16 protein-coding genes are annotated in these 13,703 nt (G+C 72.2%); 4 read left to right on the top strand and 12 right to left on the bottom strand.

All coding sequences use genetic code 11. The features are described 5' to 3' along the window. Positions 1–74 precede the first annotated feature (74 nt). Together WMF44_RS46615 and WMF44_RS46610 are read left to right on the top strand one after the other, a co-directional pair. On the top strand, positions 75–392 hold the full coding sequence (locus WMF44_RS46615; protein WP_437296493.1) for a YtxH domain-containing protein: 318 nt from the start codon (positions 75–77) through the stop codon (positions 390–392). Between the two features lie 190 nt (positions 393–582). Continuing rightward, a complete protein-coding gene (locus tag WMF44_RS46610; protein WP_437296492.1) occupies positions 583–1,098 on the top strand; it encodes a hypothetical protein in 516 nt (171 codons plus the stop codon). A gap of 80 nt (positions 1,099–1,178) precedes the next feature. On the opposite strand, the gene WMF44_RS46605 is transcribed toward WMF44_RS46610, so the two are convergent. From WMF44_RS46605 to WMF44_RS46590, 4 genes are all read right to left on the bottom strand, one after another. Beyond that, a complete protein-coding gene (locus WMF44_RS46605) occupies positions 1,179–1,490 on the bottom strand; it encodes a hypothetical protein (RefSeq protein ID WP_437296491.1) in 312 nt (103 codons plus the stop codon). 10 nt (positions 1,491–1,500) lie between these two features. After that, a complete protein-coding gene (locus tag WMF44_RS46600) occupies positions 1,501–1,710 on the bottom strand; it encodes a hypothetical protein (RefSeq protein ID WP_012241308.1) in 210 nt (69 codons plus the stop codon). 315 nt (positions 1,711–2,025) lie between these two features. Beyond that, positions 2,026–2,739 carry an HAD family hydrolase gene (locus WMF44_RS46595; protein WP_437296490.1) on the bottom strand — a complete coding sequence of 238 codons (714 nt, stop codon included), beginning with the start codon at positions 2,737–2,739 and terminating at the stop codon, positions 2,026–2,028. Positions 2,740–2,742: 3 nt separating this feature from the next. Beyond that, positions 2,743–4,539 carry an AMP-dependent synthetase/ligase gene (locus WMF44_RS46590; RefSeq protein WP_437296489.1) on the bottom strand — a complete coding sequence of 599 codons (1,797 nt, stop codon included), beginning with the start codon at positions 4,537–4,539 and terminating at the stop codon, positions 2,743–2,745. Between the two features lie 179 nt (positions 4,540–4,718). Here WMF44_RS46590 and WMF44_RS46585 point away from each other — a divergent pair, with 179 nt between their 5' ends. Continuing rightward, a complete protein-coding gene (locus WMF44_RS46585) occupies positions 4,719–6,689 on the top strand; it encodes a serine/threonine protein kinase (protein ID WP_437296488.1) in 1,971 nt (656 codons plus the stop codon). Positions 6,690–6,712: 23 nt separating this feature from the next. On the opposite strand, the gene WMF44_RS46580 is transcribed toward WMF44_RS46585, so the two are convergent. The 4 genes from WMF44_RS46580 to WMF44_RS46565 all read right to left on the bottom strand — a co-directional run bounded on the left by WMF44_RS46580 (position 6,713) and on the right by WMF44_RS46565 (position 9,130). Then, positions 6,713–7,408 (bottom strand): hypothetical protein, encoded by a 696-nt coding sequence (locus tag WMF44_RS46580; RefSeq protein WP_437296487.1) that lies wholly within the window; start codon positions 7,406–7,408, stop codon positions 6,713–6,715. 117 nt (positions 7,409–7,525) lie between these two features. Further along, positions 7,526–7,885 (bottom strand): YXWGXW repeat-containing protein, encoded by a 360-nt coding sequence (locus tag WMF44_RS46575; RefSeq protein WP_437296486.1) that lies wholly within the window; start codon positions 7,883–7,885, stop codon positions 7,526–7,528. Then, positions 7,882–8,844, bottom strand: coding sequence for a prepilin peptidase (locus WMF44_RS46570; RefSeq protein ID WP_437301686.1), 963 nt, complete (start codon positions 8,842–8,844; stop codon positions 7,882–7,884). The genes WMF44_RS46575 and WMF44_RS46570 overlap by 4 nt, the downstream gene beginning before the upstream one ends. A 10-nt stretch (positions 8,845–8,854) precedes the next feature. Then, positions 8,855–9,130, bottom strand: coding sequence for a hypothetical protein (locus WMF44_RS46565; RefSeq protein ID WP_157907348.1), 276 nt, complete (start codon positions 9,128–9,130; stop codon positions 8,855–8,857). 74 nt (positions 9,131–9,204) lie between these two features. Here WMF44_RS46565 and WMF44_RS46560 point away from each other — a divergent pair, with 74 nt between their 5' ends. Beyond that, entirely contained in the window at positions 9,205–10,491 is a 1,287-nt protein-coding gene (locus tag WMF44_RS46560; RefSeq protein WP_437296485.1) for a formylglycine-generating enzyme family protein, read from the top strand. A gap of 42 nt (positions 10,492–10,533) precedes the next feature. Here WMF44_RS46560 and WMF44_RS46555 read toward each other — a convergent pair whose 3' ends face one another. The 4 genes from WMF44_RS46555 to WMF44_RS46540 all read right to left on the bottom strand — a co-directional run bounded on the left by WMF44_RS46555 (position 10,534) and on the right by WMF44_RS46540 (position 13,598). Next, positions 10,534–10,974 carry a YbjN domain-containing protein gene (locus WMF44_RS46555; protein ID WP_437296484.1) on the bottom strand — a complete coding sequence of 147 codons (441 nt, stop codon included), beginning with the start codon at positions 10,972–10,974 and terminating at the stop codon, positions 10,534–10,536. Positions 10,975–11,073: 99 nt separating this feature from the next. Next, complete coding sequence (locus WMF44_RS46550) at positions 11,074–12,264, bottom strand: hypothetical protein (RefSeq protein WP_437296483.1); 1,191 nt, start codon at positions 12,262–12,264, stop codon at positions 11,074–11,076. Continuing rightward, on the bottom strand, positions 12,261–13,325 hold the full coding sequence (locus WMF44_RS46545; protein WP_437296482.1) for an alpha/beta fold hydrolase: 1,065 nt from the start codon (positions 13,323–13,325) through the stop codon (positions 12,261–12,263). The genes WMF44_RS46550 and WMF44_RS46545 overlap by 4 nt, the downstream gene beginning before the upstream one ends. Before the next feature lie 42 nt (positions 13,326–13,367). After that, positions 13,368–13,598 (bottom strand): TIGR04563 family protein, encoded by a 231-nt coding sequence (locus tag WMF44_RS46540; protein WP_012241296.1) that lies wholly within the window; start codon positions 13,596–13,598, stop codon positions 13,368–13,370. Positions 13,599–13,703: the final 105 nt, after the last annotated feature.

Genomic DNA, 13,703 nt, shown 5'->3' with positions numbered 1-13,703 from the left:
GTTCCAGCCACGTGAATCCACGCTGAGGGATACGCGTCACGCGCCCCCACGCGATACGAACCGACGGAGCCACAATGAAGGCAGACGATCTCGTCAATTACATGGCCGACATGTTCCCCTACAGGAAAAGGAGCTCACTCGATTGGATCGTTCCCCTGTCGCTCGGGCTCGGCCTCGGCGTCGCCATGGGCGTCGGGGTTGGCGTCCTGGTCGCGCCGACGTCAGGTGACGAGGCCCGCCGCCGGCTGCGCGACAGCACGAGCCGGCTGCGCGAGCGCGCGGAGAGGGCCAAGGAGCGCGCCCTGGGCGCTGCGCAGCGGACCCAGGACCAGATCCAGGAGAAGCTCCAGGAGAGCACCGGCTCGTACTCCAACGAGCTCGGCGCCCGCTGAGCGAGCTCCAAGGGGGGCGCGAAGGCGCCGCACCGCCCACGCGCGGAGCGGCGCCTTCCATCATTTCCCGGGATGTGCTCCAGCAGCCGAGCGACATCTGCGCAGCCGGAGCGGCACAAGCGATGCTTTTCCGAGAGCAGATGGATTGAACGAGACACCTCGCGAACCGCGGCACAGGGGCACTCGTCGAATGATGTATTACCGGACGCTCACTGCATTCTTCCCAGGTCGCACGGAAGCCGCGGGCGCACTTGGCCGCCTCCTCGCCCTGGGCGTCGCGGCCGAGGACATCAGCATGGTGCCCAGGCAGCACTCCCGTCTGGACGAGATCGAGCTCACGATCCACAGCAAGGCGTCCGAAGGGGCCGCCCTGGGCGCCGTGATCGGAGGGCTCGTCGGGGGTACGCTCGCTGCGATCACGGCAGGAGGCGCGCTGATCATTCCGCGGCTCGACGCGTTCCTGGCGGGGCCCATCGTCGCGTGCCTCGCGGGAGCGGGCGCCGCCGGCGCTGCCGGCACCCTGCTCGGCGCCGTCCTCGGCGCGCGCCTGCCCGAGTACGAGGCGCGCCGCCTCGACGACGGCGGCGCCGGCGGCGGGGCGTTGCTCTCCGTGCGGTGCTTGCCCGACGTTTCCCGCAGCGTTGAAGAGGTGCTGAGCGAGAGCGGCGGTCGCCGCATCCGCAAGACCTGCAGCCGCAGGGCCTGAAGGAGGACCTGCGCCCGGCGTGGCCCAGCGCAAACGAGCCCACCTTCAGCCAAGGTAATGCGCGGCAGGTGCCAGCTGGATCAGGGCGACGAGCCGAGAGGACTCTGGGGCCGCGTCTGCTCATCGAGGACGAGCTCGACCGCCTGGGCCAGCGCGCTCTTGACGTAGCTGCGCGTCGCGAGCAACCCGAGCCTGCTGAGCACGCGCGGCGTCAGGCCCCCGCCGAGCAGGAACCCCAGCCCAGCCGCCGCTGCGATCGCCACGTGCGGGTTGTCCCGCGCGAACGCCGAGACCGCCCGCTTGACCTCCGCCGCGTCGAGCCGGCTGAGCGCGTCGTTCACCATCTCCCGCGCGTCGCGCTCCCCTTCGGCCTCGACCTCACGTGCCGTCATGATGACCTCCTCAGCTCAGCCGTGTAACGACCCGTCCGATCAGGTAGCCCACGGCGGCCACCGCGAGGAGCGTGGCCACAGGGCGCTCTTGCACGAGCGAGACGAGCCGCTCGTCCGCGCGGCGGACCTCGCCGAAGAGGCGAGGGACGGCGGCGGGAACGTTCGCTCGCCGCTCCCGGCGTCCGGACTCTTGTTCGATGTCTGCATCGTTGGCGATCATCGTGAACCGGTCTCCAGCAATGCCCGAACCACCGCGCGACGTGCATCGGCTGCACGATCTGGAGACCGACCCACCGGCGCGGGGCAGCAGGACGAGGAAAGCCAGCGGAGAAGCGCGCGCGACGAGCGCGGGGCAGAGCGCCTTCCGGGACGTTCGTGCTCACGGACGGAAGGGCGAGCGCGCGACGCGCTAGTGGACCTCGCGACCTCGCGACCTCGCGACCTCGCGCGCGAGCGCCGCGAAGGCGGGCCGCGCTCGCCAGGTGACGGGCTCCTGGAGATCGCTGGCCGCACGACGGCGCGCGGCAGCGCACGGCTAGAAGCGGATACCGAACGCCCGGAGCGCGCGGCGCAGCGCCTCCGCGCCGTCGCACACCGCCACCCGCTCGGGCTCGGACACCTCCGCGGCACGCGCCGGGTCCCCCTTGAACCAGACGGCCCGCATCCCTGCCGCGAGGGCGCCGCCGACGTCGGCGGCGAAGGAATCGCCGACGTGGACCACCGCGGCGAGCGGCGCCCCGAGGCGCTCGGCCGTCCACGCGAAGATCTCCCTGCCCGGCTTCTCGAACCCGAGCCGCCCCGAGTCCGCCACGGCCACGAAGTGCGCCGACCAGCCGAGCTCTTCGATCAGCTCCTCGAGCCGGCCCTCCGAGTTCGACAGCACCGCGACCGGCACGCCGGCCTGCCGGAGCTCGATCACGACGTCGATCATCCCCGCGATCGGCCGGCGCCAGAGGTTCTTCCGGGGCTGCTCCGTCCAGAGCCAGTCGACCGCCGCGTCGAGCGCGCTGGCCTCGACGCCGCCCGCCTCGAGCAGGCGGCGCATCATGATCTTCCACGGGTGGCCACCGAGCCCGCGCTGGATCGCCTCGTTGTACGCGCGCCAGCCCTCGTCCACCGCCCCGTCCAGCCGCTCCCGAGGCGCCGCGATGCCCCGCTCGGCGAGGCGCGCGGAGAGCAGCCCGGTGTCGAGCTCCACCAGGGTCTGGCCGAAGTCGAAGGAGACGGCTGTAGCAGGCTCGTTGCGCATGGATTACTCGGCGTACATCGCCTCGATCTCGCGCGCAAAATTCTGGCTCACATTGCGCCGCTTGATCTTGAGCGTCGGCGTCAGCTCGCCGTCCTCGATGGTGAAGCCGCGCGGCAGGATCGAGAACTTCTTGATCGTCTCGACCTGCGCGAGCTCGCCGTTCACCTCGTCGACGGCCCGCTGCACGGCCTCCCTGATCTCGGGCGACGCGTGCGAGAGCTCGCGGCCGAGCCCGCGCTCGTCCGAGAGGCGCTTCACCGCGTCGGGGGCCAGCACGAGCAGGGCCGTGAGGAACTTGCGCCCATCGCCGACGACCACCGCCTCGGCGATGAGGTCGTGGCGCTTGAGCGCCTCCTCGATGTTCTTGGGCGAGACGTTCTTCCCGCCGGCCGTGATGAGGATCTCCTTCTTCCGCCCGGTGATGTGGAGGAACCCTTCCTCGTCGAATCGGCCGAGATCCCCCGAGTGGAGCCAGCCGTCGACCAGGGCCTGCGCGGTCGCCTCTGGCTCCTTGTAGTAGCCGAGGAACACGGTCGGCCCCTTCACGAGGATCTCGCCGTCGTCCGCGATCTTCACGTCCATGCCTGGCACCGACGGCCCCACGGAGCCGAGCTTCGTCCTGCCCGGCAGGTTGTAGCTCGTCGCGCCGGTCACCTCGGACTGGCCGTAGACCTCGGTGATCAGGATGTCGAGCGACGCGAAGAACTCGAGGACCTCCTTCGCGATGGGGGCCGCGCCGCTGCTGAACGCGTGCGCGCGGCCGAGCCCCACGGCCGCCTTCACCTTCGCGTAGACCAGCGAGTCGAAGGCGCGGTGCTGGAGCGCGAGCAGCGGCCCCGGCGGCTCGCCTCGGGCGCGGAGCTCGCTGTGCTGGAGCCCGACGCGCCTCGCCTGCTCGAGCATGATCTTCTGCAAACCCTTCGCGCCGGAGAGCTTCGCGTCGATCCCGGCCCTCAGCTTCTCCCAGACGCGCGGGACCCCGAAGAAGGCGGTGGGCCGCACCTCCTTCAGGTTGTCGGCGAGCGCCGCCATCGACTCGGCGAAGTACACGGCCGCGCCGACCGAGGCCGGGATGTGGATCGTGAACATCTGCTCGGCGACGTGCGAAAGAGGCAGGTAGGAGAGCGCGATGTCCCGGGACGAGCACGGGATGAGGCGCGCCGCCATGTCCGCCGAGCGCGTGAGGTTCTCATGGCTCAGCATGACCCCCTTCGGCGGCCCCACCGTCCCGGAGGTGTAGAGCAGCGTCGCGAGGCCGTTCGGCTCGAGCGCGTCGAGCCGCTGCTCGAGCAGCTCGTCCGAGACGCGGTCGCCCCGCGCGAGGAGCTCATCCCAGGCCAGGATCCGCGGATCGCGCGGATCGCGCGGATCGCCCGCAGACTCCGCGCCCCGCATCAGCACCACCCACGAGAGCTGCGGCAGCCGATCCCACTGGCTCAGCACCTTCTCCAGCTGGGCCCTGTCCTCGACCAGCACCACCTGCGACCCCGCATGGCGCACGACGTGGCGCACCTCCTCGGGCGAGCACGTCGTGTAGATGCCCGCGGGAGCGCCCCCGATCGCCATGCAGGCCACGTGGAGCACCACCCACTCGGGCCGGTTGAAGCCGAGGAGGCTGACCGTGGCGCCGGGCTCGAGGCCGAGCGCGAGCAGCGCCTTGCCGGCGCGCCGCACCTCGCCCGCGTACTCCCGGAAGCTGGTCATCCTCCAGAAGCCCCCCTCCTTGACGTAGTGGGCAGGAGCCTCGGGACGCGCCTTGGCCTGGCCTAGCAGGCGCCGCGGTATCGAGTCACAGGGCATCGGGCTACCTCGTTCACGGGCAAGGGTCCGCAATCACAGGCGAATCTCGCTGCACCCGCCCGGGGTCCGGGACCGCCTGGGCGGGTGGCGCCCCGCACAGTAGCAGCAGACGCCGCGGCGTTGCTGGCCCGCGCTGTCGTCAGCTTGACGGCACGTCTTTGGATCAGGACCATTCGGCGGTGGGCGAGCGCAAAGGGACGATCGAGGAGGCTGACTGGGCGGCGGACTCCGCCCGCAGCAACGAGCTCGCCGCCTCGGGCCCGCCGGAGCGCGTGCGGGCAGCGATCGACGGCGGGACCCTGGTCTCCAGGCAGGGGCTCGTCCCCGCGCCCGAGCCCCCGCCCACCGTCCAGGTGCGGCGCGCGGATCGCGACGCGCCGACCACGGTCGGCCGGGATGCGCCGCCGGACGCGCCGCCGTCGCCCTCGGATCGGCACGCGCGGAGCTTCGGAAAATACCGGTTCATCGCGACGCTCGGGCACGGGGGCATGGCGGACGTGCACCTCGCGGTCGCTGTGGGGCCGGCGGGCTTCAGCAAGCTGCAGGTCATCAAGCGCCTCCGGCCCAACATCGCCGACGAGCCCGAGTTCCGGGACATGCTGCTCGACGAGGCCCGCCTCGCCGCCCGCCTGAACCACCGCAACGTGGTGCAGACCAACGAGGTCGGCCTCGCGGACGGCGAGTACTTCATCGCCATGGAGTACCTCGACGGGCAGCCGCTGAGCCGGGTGATCTCCCGCGCGCGAGAGCAAGCGCGGGCGATCCCGTTCGCCATCCAGTTCTGGATCCTCAGCGAGGTGCTGGCCGGCCTCCACTACGCCCACGAGCTCGTCGACTACGACGGGGCGCCGCTCAACGTCGTCCACCGCGACATCAGCCCCCACAACATCTTCGTCACCTACGACGGGCAGGTGAAGATCGTCGATTTCGGGATCGCGCTCGCCGCGCACCGCCTCGTCGAGACGCAGACCGGCACGATGAAGGGCAAGGTCGCGTACATGGCGCCGGAGCAGGCGTTCTCGCACTCGTCCCAGATCGATCGGCGCGCGGACGTCTTCTCGGCCGGCGTCATCCTCTGGGAGATGCTCGCCGGCCGCCGCCTCTGGCGTGGGCTGTCCGATCCGCAGATCATCTCGCGCCTGATGCGGGACATCCCGGACCTGCGGTCCGCGCGCCCCGAGGTGCCCGTCGAGCTCGCGCGCATCTGCGGCAAGGCGCTCGCGCACTCGCCCGACCAGCGCTACTCGACGGCCGCCGCCTTCCGCACGGAGCTCGCTCGCTACACGGAACGCCTCGAAGAGCAGGTGACGGCCGAGCAGCTCGGCGCGCTCATGCGCGAGCTGTTCGCCAGCGAGCGGTCCGAGATCCGGGCGATCATCGATCGCCAGCTCAAGCAGCTGCAAGAGCACGGCGCGGAGGCGGGGAGCCCGGGGCTCGCCGGCCGCGCGCCGAGGCTGCCGTCGCTGCCAGGGCGCGATCCGCTCGACTCGGATCCTCCCGCGCAGGAGGACGGCGCGACCACGGGCTCCTCGCCGTCGGCGCCCACGCGCGCCCTCCACCGCTCGAGCCCCCCGCAAGCGACGCTCCACGCCGTCGTGCGGACCGAGCCGGCCACGGCCGTTCAGCCCGCGCCGGCGCCGCGGCGCTCCCGGTTGCCGCTCGTCGCGTTCGCGGCGGTCATCGCGCTGGTCGGCGCCGCGACGCTGTACCTGAAGCTGCGCGATCCGGTCCAGCAGAGCCTCCGCGTGGCCCCGCCGCCGGCCCAGAGCGCGCTGCCCGCGCCGGAGCCCGCGCCGCCATCCGCCGCGAGCAGCGCTCCACGCGAGGAGACGGACGCGTCGCTCCTCCGCGCATCGATCAAGGCGCGCCCCGCCAGCGCGAAGATCTTCGTCGACGGGGTGGAGCTCCCCTCGAACCCGTTCGACGGCAAGCTCGTCAAGGACGGCGCGGCGCACCGGATCGAGGTCTCCGCGCCGGGCCACACCACGCAACGACGGATGCTCGTGTTCGACCGGGACATCGAGCTCGAGCTGACGCTCTCCCACGCGCAGAGGGGGCCGGCTCCCGCGGCCCCGGCGACCCCGAAGATCGTCAAGCCCCCCGCCGAGGCGGATCCCACCGTCCCGCCGCCGAAGCCCGATCCCTACTGATGCGCGGGGACCGCGGGCGGTCGTTACAGATCCTGGTAACCGATCGGCGGCTCGACGAGCTTCGCCGCCTTGGCGACGCCGCGGAACACGTAGTCGGAGTAGCTGTAAGGCCCATCCGACCACACGAGGAAGTCGTCCGCGAGCACCCCGTTGGGCGCTCCCTCGCAGAGCTCCGGCGCCGCCATGACGGGCCCTTCGTTGTAGATCGGCGCCGACGCGTTGACCGCCTCCTCGGCCTCTTCCATGGCGGCCAGCGCGCCGGCGTGCCGGTCGGCGTCGAGCTCGTCGACGGGGTAGAGCTCCCAGTCGAGCATCACGAGCTCCGGGTGCGGGGGGTCGTTCGGGGCCGACGCGAAGGGGGCGTGCGTCGCCTCGGGGAGGCCCGTCCGCGCGAGCGCCTCGAAAAGGCGGCTCCGGTAGCGCAGCGCCGCGTCATCCGGGGTCCAGAACGCCGTGAGGGCCGCGATCACGTCCTCGGTCTTCGCCTCGCGCCACAGCGAGGGGTCGCGCGAGCCGAGATCGAGCGCGCGCTCCTTCTTGAGGCGCGCCTGGAAGGCCGACGCGTGCGGCGCGAACTCCGGCAGCTCGGCCAGGGCGTGATCGACGGACCAGTGGAGCCGATGATCGACCTCGCGCACGTACCGGTGCTTGCCGAGGGCGCGGAGGAGTCGGGCGATTTCGTCGGGTGTGCGCGCTGCGAACGACCAGGCAAGCATCATGGGGCAAGGCTCATCGATCCGTGCAGGGGATGGCACGCCGAGCTGGCTCGCCGGTGCCGATCGGGCGGCGGGCACCTCGGCACGACGTGGATTCCCATCGCGCGGCCGCGGTGTCGATCACTTCTTGCCGGGGAGGTGCCACACGCCGGCGAACCACACAAGGGATCCGTCTGCGCGGCGCACGGTGGTGGCAGGCGCGAAATACGCGCCCGGCGGGACGGGCTCCCATCGTCCCTGCTGCCACGCCCAGCGGCGGCTCCGCCACTGCCACTCGCCGTCGATCCACACATCGCCCGGCCGCTCGGATGGCGCGATGATCTCGACCCGCGCAGGCGGCGGAGGGTACGGCACGACCACCGTCGTCTCGCTCGGCAGGTGAGGGCCGGTCGGAGGCAGCGGGAGCGAGCTGCCGCAGCCCGCGAGCACGAGGAGCGACGCGAGCGGGATCCCGAGCGCGCGGCGCAGGGCGGCGTTCATCCTGCGTCGATCCAGGCGAGGTACGCGTCGAGGACGTCGCGGCCGACGAGCAGGCACTCCAGCGTCGCGAGCGCGAGGAACGGGCCGAACGCCATGCGGGCCTGACCGAACCCTTCGCGAGGCTCCTCCGCGAGCGGATCTTGCGCCAGCTCTTCCTCGGCGGCGGCCCGCTCCTCGGGGGACATGGCCGCGAGCTCGGCGCGGATCTGCTCCCGCTCGAGGCGCACCGCCTCGGGCTCCTCGATGCTCCCGCGCAGGAGCAGCACGGCGATCGCCATGATCGATCCCTGGATGGCGCCGGCGCCGAGCACGAACAGGGCGCCCCCCCAGCCGAACCACGCGCCCGCCAGCATGAGGAGCTTGGCGTCGCCGAGGCCCATGCCGACGCGGCCGCCGCGGATCCGCGGGTAGATCACGACGAACGGGAGCCAGACGATGCCGAAGCCGACCGCGGCGCCGACGAGGGCGTCGACGAAGCCCATCGATCGCAGCGAGGCGGTCGCGACGCCGAGCACCGCGCCGCCGATGGTGATCGAGTCGGGGATGAACATGTGCTCGAGGTCGATGAACGTCGCCGCGAGCAGCCCGAGCGCGAGCGCCAGGCCGGCGGTGTACGTGGCGAGCGCGTGGAGGGCCGGCGTCGTCCCGGGGAGCCGGAGGATGATGACCTCGATGATCGCGAGCGAGAGCAAGCCGCCCGCCGCCTCCACCAGGGGATACCGCGGCGACACGGGCGCCCCGCAGCAGCGAGCGCGGCCGCGCAGCAGCAGGTAGCTGAGGACGGGGATGTTGTCGTAGGCGCGGATCGGCGCGCCGCACGCCGGGCAGCACGAGCCCGGACGGACGACGCTGAGCTCGCGCGGGACGCGGTGGATGACGACGTTGAGGAAGCTCCCCCAGAGCAGGCCGAAGCAGAGCCCGAAGGCGCGCAGGAACCACGGCGGAAAATCGGCGAGCATCACCTGGGGCTCACGTCCTCGGGCTCGACGCGGCGAGCCGGAGCATCATCGTGAGCGCCTGCTCGAGCTCCGCGATCGTCGGTTGCACGGGGTTCTCGGCGAGCGCCGCCTTGAGGTCGACGAGGCGGCCGCCGAGCTCCTGGTAGTGACGGCGCACACCCTCGGTCGGCGCCTCGGCGACCCACCGCCTCACGATCTCGCGCAGCTCGTCGAGATCGCTGCCAGCGAGGAGCTGCGCCATCTGCGAGGCCATCGGATCCGGTGCGCCGCTCACGCCCTGCCCCATCCCGGCCAGCATAGCGCGGGCACTTTGACGGGCGAGGGGTCCTGCGACATAAGGCGAGGCGCTCACGAGGAACCGTGCCGACGAGGACGCCTGCCGTTGCCCTGATCCTGCTGGCCGCCGGCATCGCCGGAGGGGCCGGCTGCAGCCGCGCCGAGCAGCGAGAGCCCGGGGAGAAGCGCGTGGACGGAGGCGCCCCGAAGGCGCCCGCGCCCCAGGGGAAGGTGCTCGAGGCGGCCGAGAACGAGTCGCCCGCCGCGAGCGCGACGCCGCGGGCCGGCGCCGCGGCGGCCGGGCCCGCGCGGATCGAGATCCCCGCGGGAAAGCTCGTCGCGGGCAGCACGCCCGGGGACAAGGGGCGCGATCCGACGCTCGAGCCGGCGTTGCTCGACGTCGAGCTGGGCGGCTTCACCGTCGATCGCCACCTGTACCCGAACGATCCTGCGCAGGCTCCGCTCACCGGGGTGACGCGGGCGCGCGCCTCGGAGCTCTGCCAGCAGGCCGGAGGGAGGCTGTGCACCGAGCTCGAGTGGGAGCGCGCGTGCAAGGGCCCCGAGGGGATGCCCTACGCGGGCGGCGCGGCGTGGGACCCGGCGTGCGCCAAGGCGCCCGCGTCGTGCGCATCCGGGTTCGGCGTCGTCGGGATGGGCGCCGCGCTGCGCGAGTGGACCGCGAGCGACATCGCGCCGATCGAGAACCTCCAGCCCAAGGCCGCCGCCGTGCGCGGGGCCACGGCCAGCGCGAGCGCCGTGGATCACCGGTGCGCGCGCCGCGCGGCGGTCGATCCGGCGGTGTCGGGCGACGACATCGGCTTCCGGTGCTGCCACGGCGCGCCGAACGCGGCGTCGATCCCGTCGCCGCAGTGGCAGCAGACGTTCCGGCGCGCGGAGATCGGGCCGCAGCAGGTCGCAGAGCTGCTCGCGTCGGTGCCGCAGCTGCGCGACCTCGGCGGGCAGATCTCCTTCTTCAAGGAGCCCGACGACGCGAACGCCGTGCTCAGCCGGAGCCGGACGCGGCTCGCGCCGAGCGGCGCTCCGGCGAGGCAGCCCGAGGCGGGCCCGCCCCCGAACACAACGCTCACGACGTCTCCGCTGCTCTGGAACCCGGTCCCGGGCGAGGAGGTGCTCGTCGTGACGGGAAAGGCCGACGACGACGCGTTCATCGTCGCGTTCCTGAAGCTCCCTGGAGATCGCTACCGCATCGCGTCGTCGCTGCTGCTCAAGGACGACCCGGGGCCGCTCGCGCTCGGGTTCAACGGCTACGTGCGGCGACGGCTCGCGTGGGCGACCTGCTGGGACTGCCGCGGCGAGTCCGGCAACATCACCTACCGGGACGACAACCGCGTGGTGATCACGCAGAAGTGACCCCGCCGCGGCGCGGACCGGACACCGACGCGCCCCGGCGCCTCAGGTGTCGGCGCCGAGCAGGGTGTGCTGGTAGGTCGTGCCGTATTCGATGATCCGCTCGACCGCGTCGACGAACTCCGAGCGGTCGAGCGACTCGGTGGGCAGCTCGGCGCACAGCAGGATCTCGTTCCGATCATCGAGGGCGAACTTGGCGACGCGCATGTCGCGGTTGGCCTCGAGCAGATGACGGAGCAGGCCGAGCACCTGGCCGGTGTCCTCGGCCAGGGTCGGCATCGCAGGGCCGCCCTGGGCGTCGCATTGCGCGTCGAGCAGATCGAGCACGCCGAACATCGAGAGCACGACCCAGTTCTCGGTGCACTGGACGTAGAACGGAGGGAGCTCGACGACCCCTTCCTCGCGCGGACGGATGCGCAGGGTCGACGGCTTCGTCAGCTCGGCGCTGTAGCCGATCTCCTCCGTCCAGCGCTGCAGGGTCGCCACGTCGATCACGGATAACGTGATCGCCCTGCCGCCGCCGGAGATCAAGATGCGGCGCGCCGGGAGCCCTCTCGCGGGGGCGAGCGACGGAGGCGAGGGGCGCTAGAGGCTGAGGACGGCGTCCTCTCCCCGGTCGGCGAGCTTCGCCGCGATCAGGCTGAGCAGCGCTAGCCTCCGCTCCTCGAGCTCGACGAGCGCGCGCGGCGGCACCAGCTCCTCCTCGATGCCGCCGGGGCGCAGCGCCGCGGCGGCCGCCTCGGGGCCGAAGCGCGCCAGCGCATCGCGGAGGGCCCGGGGGAACCGCGCCGCTTCCACGAGGCGCCCGAGCTGCCTATCGAGCTCGTGCGCCTTCACGTGCAGCGGGAAGGCGCTCGCGTTGGCCTCCAGGCTGAGCGCTCCCGCTTGCACGTCGATGACGATCTCCTTCCGGAGCCCGTTGCCCGCCAGGTAATCGAGCGCCAGCACCTCCAGGTAGTCACGGAGGATGACCGTGCGCTCGCCGCGCACAGGCGACGGCGACCGAGCCCAGCGCGCCCACACGTCGAGCTCGGGCGCGTCGTCGAAGCGCACCGACCGCCGGCGAGGCGAGATCCAGCGCGGGCCGGGCGGACCGGGAGCGGGCGCGAGGACCAGCGCGTCGACCGTCCCGTCGTTCATGACGGCGAGGCGGCGCAGCAGCTTGCGTGCGTTCGGCTCCCGGCCGATGAGCGCCGCGAGCTCGCCGATGCCGATGCGTCGCGCCGCCGCCGCGGGCACGACATGCGCGCCGAGCGCTTTCGCCATGCGGTAGAACGCGAGCGGGCGCCGGAACGCGAGCGGGGCCTTCTTCTGCGCCGGCGCGAGCTTCACCTTCACCTCGCGCGGGGCCGCCCCTTCCGCGGGCGCGCCCAGCGAGAGCGTCGCCTCGAACCGGCCGTCCGCCAGCTTGCCCGTGAGCCGCAGCGCGCGCAGGGGAGAGCGCTGGAGGGCACGCGCGACGCGCGCTTCCCCCGCGGCCCAGGCGCTCGACGCGGGAGGCGAGCTCGTCTCGGCCGGCGGGCGCGCATCGGCTGCCGAGCGCGCATCGGCCGGCGAGCGCGCCGTGGGCGCGCCGATCGCAGGCGCGCTCTCCTCGTCGACGAGCGCAGCGATCGCGCCGACGGACCCGTCGCTGCGCTCGGACGACGGTCGCGCGCACGAGGCCGCGAGCAGCGCCGCCGCGACGAGCATGCGCGGCGCCCCCACGCCGCCGAGGCGCCGCAGCGGTCCGCGCGCCGATCCGGGGGCGCGCAGGTCGCGCGCGCACCGGCTCATCCGTCCTTCGCGAGCCCGCGCGGATGGTCCGGCGAGGACCCGCCCTCGGCGAGACGCTGCGACGACGCCTCCTCGGCCAGCGACCGCGAGCGCCCGTCATCCGTCGCAGCCTGCGGGCCTGACGCCCGCGCGCTCGCCCCGAGCGACGCGCCGCCGATGACGCGCTCCAGGAGGAACTGCTCCACGCGCTCGATGACCATCTTCTTGCGCTCCAGCGGCACGACGTGCGTGCCGCCGCTCACCATCATCAGCTCTCCGCGCGGCAGCGCCGCCGCCATCTCCTCCGCGAGCCGAGGCGGGGTGAACGTGTCGCGATCGCCCGCGATCACGAGCGCGGGCACGTCGATCTGCGGGAGCAGATCGAGCGCCGAGTGTTCGCCGGCGCTGCGCAGCATGTGGAGGAACATCGAGAAATCGATGTCGACCATGTGCCGCATGTACGGCAGCAGATCCGCCGGCGTGACCGCGCTCGCGTCGACCTCCCGCGTGAGCAGCGCGATCCGCAGCGCCATCGGCGCGGGCACGCGGCTCCAGAGCGCGCGCGCGATGTGCGGGTACGCGTCGACCTGCTCGATCAGCCGCGGCAGGAGCTGCGCGAGCACGTCCGTGCCCTTGAAGTGGTGCGTGATCCTGCCGGACGAGCCGCAGACCAGCACGAGCCCGCGCACCCCCTCGCGGTGGGTCCGCAGGTGCTCCAGGACGACCTGGCAGCCCATCGAGTGCCCGAAGAGCACCACAGGGCCGTCGCCGATCGACGCGCGCACCGCAGCCAGATCGCTGGCGTGATCGCGCAGCTCGACCGCCTGCGGATCACCAGGCAGGCTGCTGCGACCGTGGCCGCGATAGTTCCAGTGGGCGACGTTGACCGTACGGGCCAGGTCGTCCCAGAGGTACTTCCAGATGAAGCCGTCGCACGCGATGCCGTCACAGAGCACCGCGGTGAGGCGTCCCGAGCCCGCCCCGACCCCGCTGGCCAAGCTTCCGCTGCCGCCGGGACCTTCCCGGTAGCGGACGTAGATCCGCGTACCGTCCTTCCCGGCGGCGAAAAGCTCTCGACCCATCGATCCCCGAGCGACGCGGCTTACGCGAGGCTCGCGGCGATGTTAGTCGCCGCTGTCCTCGTCGTCAGCCACGTCATTGACACTCGGAAGCTTTTTGATGTCTATCCGCGCCAGCTTCCACGCGCGCTGCACAACCCAAGAAAGCGAGCGATCGAGCCGCGCCGCTTCCTCCTTGATTTCCTGCAGCATCGACTCCGGAAAGTAGAGGCTCTGCTTCCGCTTGTCCGTCTTCGAGGCTTCGTTGTTTTTCGCCAGCGTGTCCTTGTCGGTCATACGCTCTTGGGGCTCCTCCCGATCCGCCACAGAAGAGCACCTTAGCGTACGGTGCACTTCCGTGGAAAGCATTCGTTTTTCCATGCTGCCGATTGCGGCCACCAT

The organism is Sorangium sp. So ce426, assembly GCF_051475585.1.
GTDB classification, from domain to species: domain Bacteria; phylum Myxococcota_A; class Polyangia; order Polyangiales; family Polyangiaceae; genus Sorangium; species Sorangium cellulosum_B.
The sequence above is the reverse complement of the archived record's forward strand: the minus strand, read 5'-3'. Positions and strand labels throughout refer to the sequence as shown.

Excerpts from the sequence above, each read along its gene's own strand:
- WMF44_RS46615 (WP_437296493.1), top strand. The coding sequence starts at position 75 with ATGAAGGCAGACGATCTCGTCAATTACATGGCCGACATGTTCCCCTAC.
- WMF44_RS46610 (WP_437296492.1), top strand. The coding sequence starts at position 583 with ATGATGTATTACCGGACGCTCACTGCATTCTTCCCAGGTCGCACGGAA.
- WMF44_RS46605 (WP_437296491.1), bottom strand. The coding sequence starts at position 1,490 with ATGACGGCACGTGAGGTCGAGGCCGAAGGGGAGCGCGACGCGCGGGAG.
- WMF44_RS46600 (WP_012241308.1), bottom strand. The coding sequence starts at position 1,710 with ATGATCGCCAACGATGCAGACATCGAACAAGAGTCCGGACGCCGGGAG.
- WMF44_RS46595 (WP_437296490.1), bottom strand. The coding sequence starts at position 2,739 with ATGCGCAACGAGCCTGCTACAGCCGTCTCCTTCGACTTCGGCCAGACC.
- WMF44_RS46590 (WP_437296489.1), bottom strand. The coding sequence starts at position 4,539 with ATGCCCTGTGACTCGATACCGCGGCGCCTGCTAGGCCAGGCCAAGGCG.
- WMF44_RS46580 (WP_437296487.1), bottom strand. The coding sequence starts at position 7,408 with ATGATGCTTGCCTGGTCGTTCGCAGCGCGCACACCCGACGAAATCGCC.
- WMF44_RS46575 (WP_437296486.1), bottom strand. The coding sequence starts at position 7,885 with ATGAACGCCGCCCTGCGCCGCGCGCTCGGGATCCCGCTCGCGTCGCTC.
- WMF44_RS46570 (WP_437301686.1), bottom strand. The coding sequence starts at position 8,844 with ATGCTCGCCGATTTTCCGCCGTGGTTCCTGCGCGCCTTCGGGCTCTGC.
- WMF44_RS46565 (WP_157907348.1), bottom strand. The coding sequence starts at position 9,130 with ATGGGGCAGGGCGTGAGCGGCGCACCGGATCCGATGGCCTCGCAGATG.
- WMF44_RS46550 (WP_437296483.1), bottom strand. The coding sequence starts at position 12,264 with ATGAGCCGGTGCGCGCGCGACCTGCGCGCCCCCGGATCGGCGCGCGGA.
- WMF44_RS46545 (WP_437296482.1), bottom strand. The coding sequence starts at position 13,325 with ATGGGTCGAGAGCTTTTCGCCGCCGGGAAGGACGGTACGCGGATCTAC.
- WMF44_RS46540 (WP_012241296.1), bottom strand. The coding sequence starts at position 13,598 with ATGACCGACAAGGACACGCTGGCGAAAAACAACGAAGCCTCGAAGACG.